This is a genomic window from Bradyrhizobium sp., assembly GCF_019242285.1.
Lineage (GTDB): Bacteria > Pseudomonadota > Alphaproteobacteria > Rhizobiales > Xanthobacteraceae > Bradyrhizobium.
The window spans coordinates 1-2,660 of record NZ_JAFAVV010000893.1 but is presented as its reverse complement, the minus strand read 5'-3'; the positions used below and the strand labels follow the sequence as shown (position 1 = coordinate 2,660).

At 65.3% G+C, this 2,660-nt stretch carries 2 protein-coding genes; both read left to right on the top strand.

Annotated elements, in window-relative coordinates; all coding sequences use genetic code 11:
- Window positions 1–1,024, top strand: a 1,024-nt coding sequence (locus JOY90_RS36645; protein WP_291695963.1) for a TolC family protein, incomplete at its 5' end; no start/stop codon positions are given.
- Window positions 1,021–2,568: an efflux RND transporter periplasmic adaptor subunit gene (locus JOY90_RS36640; protein ID WP_291695962.1), complete on the top strand. Its 1,548-nt coding sequence runs from the start codon at window positions 1,021–1,023 to the stop codon at window positions 2,566–2,568. The genes JOY90_RS36645 and JOY90_RS36640, both read left to right, overlap by 4 nt.
- Window positions 2,569–2,660 lie beyond the last annotated feature (92 nt).

Here is a 2,660-nt window from a genome sequence, read left to right as displayed (position 1 = left end):
CGAGGCGAGCCGCTTCGACCGCGATGTGGTGGCACTGATGACTGCGGCTTCCGTCGCGAATACCTACTTCACGGTTCTCGGCTCGCAAGACCGGTTGCGCATCGCGCGCGAGAATACGAGCACGGCCGAACGCGTGCTCAAGGCGATCCAAAGCCGTCTCTCGGTGGGTACGGCTTCGGCTCTCGACCTCTCGCAAGAAGAGAGCCTCGTCGCCACCCAGCGGGCATCGATTCCCCCGCTCGAGCAAACCGTCCTGCAAAGCAAGAACCTCATCGCCGTGCTTCTCGGGCGCACGCCCGAATCCGTCGCGATCAAGGGGGGCTCGCTCGACCGACTCGCATTGCCGCATGTGCCGGCCGGAATTCCTTCGCAGCTTCTCCTGCGCCGCCCCGACATTGCGCAGGCCGAGACGCAGCTCGCCGCGCAGAATGCCAGCGTCTATGCGGCGCGCGCCGCGTTTTTTCCAGCGATCAAGCTCAGCGCCAGCGGCGGCGTCGAAAGCCTCCTGCTCAAGAACCTGTTTCGCTCCGATGCCTTCTTCGGCCAGATGGCGGCGAGCGCCACCCAGCCGATATTCGATGGCGGCAATCTCGAAGGCCAATTCGAGTTGCAAAAAGGCAAGCAGGTGGAGCTCCTGCAGGCCTATCGCAAAACCATCATCCAGGCATTTGCCGACGTCGAGAACGCCCTCATCGCGGTCGACGAGACGACACGCCATGAGAAACTCGAGGCCGAGGTGGTTGCTTATTCCAGCAAGGCCTACCGCTTGACCGAACAGCAGCTCCACGAAGGGACGATCGACATCACCACCGTGCTCAACACCCAGCAGACGCTTTTTCAGGCTGAAGATACGCTCTCGCAGATCAAGCTGCAGCGGTTTTTGGCCATGGTGAGCCTCTATCAGGCGCTTGGAGGCGGCTGGACGCGCGATCGCTATCCTGTGACCGAAGATGACCAACCCGCGACCGACCCCGGCACTATATTACCCCCAGCGGTTGTCGCGGCGCCCGGTTATCAACCATGAAACGGTTGCTCCTTCTGCTTTTGGTGATCGTCGCTGGGGCGTATTACGCGAACCAGGCGGGCCTCGTGCCCGGCTGGCCTCCCGTGCCGCTGCCCGAATGGGTTCCGACCTGGGCGCGGGTCGGCCAAGACGCGACGGCGACCGCCGGCGGCGCGGACGGACAGGGTCGGCGCCAGGGCGGGCGACAGGCGCGCTCGTCGCAGGGTCGGTCCGGCCGGGCCGCCGATGAAGGGCCGGTGCCGGTCGTCGTCGCCGCTGTGCATTACGAGGACGTGCCGGTCACGGATGACGCCGTCGCGACCGTCCAGGCGCTCAACACGGTGACGGTGCGCCCTCAGGTCGACGGCAAGCTCATCGAGCTCGCCTTCACGGACGGTCAAGATGTGAAGAAGGGTGATGTGCTGGCGCGCATCGATCCCGCCACCTACCAGGCGCAATACGACCAGGCGGTGGCCAAGAAGTCGCAAGATGAGGCGACGCTCGCCAATGCGCGTAACGATCTCTTGCGCTACCAGAGGCTCGCCCAATCCGAGGCGGCATCGAAGCAGCAGGCGGACACGCAAAAGGCCTTGGTGGCCCAGCTCGAGGCGCAGGTGAATGGCGATCAGGCGGCTATCGACAACGCCAAGGCGACGCTCAACTACACCACGATCACCTCGCCGCTCGACGGGCGCACCGGCATCCGGCTCGTCGACCAAGGCAACATCCTGCACGCATCCGACCTCGTCGGCATCGTCATCATCACGCAGCTCAAGCCGATCTCGGTGATCTTCAATCTGCCACAACAGCAGTTGCGCGCGGTCAATGCCGCGATGGCGAAGGGGTCGGTCTCGGTGCATGCGCTCGAAGCCGACAACACGACGGTGATCGACAAGGGCACCATCCAGGTGGTCGACAACCAGGTCGATCAAACGACTGGCACCATCAAGTTCAAGGCGCTCTTCCCCAATGAGCACCTGCAATTGTGGCCAGGCCAGTTCATCAATGTGCGCCTTTACATCGATGTCCTCTCTCATGCCGTCGTGGTGCCGACCGCGGCGGTCCAAAGAGGACCCAATGGCGCTTATGTCTATGTGCTCGGCACCAATTCCAAGGTTTCCCTGCGCAGTGTCGCGATCGCGCGGCAGAACGAGACGCAAGCCGTCGTGAGCTCTGGGCTCACCCCGCCAGAGCAGGTAGTCACCACCGGCTTCTCGCGGCTGACCGACGGCGCCGAGGTGCGTGTCGCTCCCGCCGAGGCTGATACCGGGAAAGGAAGTGCTCCGCCGGGGACGGGCGGGAAAGCGGGTGACCAGGCGAGCAACGAGGCAGCGCCAGGATCGCCAGTTGCCGCGGACGCGGCCAATGCACCCTCCCCCAACGGACCCGGCGCGGCAAGCGCGCTCGCGGCACAGCAATCGGGGGCGGAGGCGGGCACGGGCGAGGCTGGCGCCGGCCCGGCGGGCGGACCGCCCGGCGAACGCCTGGGTCAACGGCGGCGCGGGCAACGCCCTCTCAGCAATGCTCAAGCCCCGCCGGCGGCGGCGCCTGCTCCGTCGCAATGAGCCTCTCGACACCCTTCATCGAGCGGCCGATCGCGACATCGCTTCTCGGCTTCGCGGTTCTGCTCTGCGGCGTCCTCGGCTTTGTGCGCTTG

Bases quoted from the DNA above. Each gene is read 5' to 3' on its own strand.
- JOY90_RS36640 (WP_291695962.1), top strand. From the start codon at position 1,021: ATGAAACGGTTGCTCCTTCTGCTTTTGGTGATCGTCGCTGGGGCGTAT.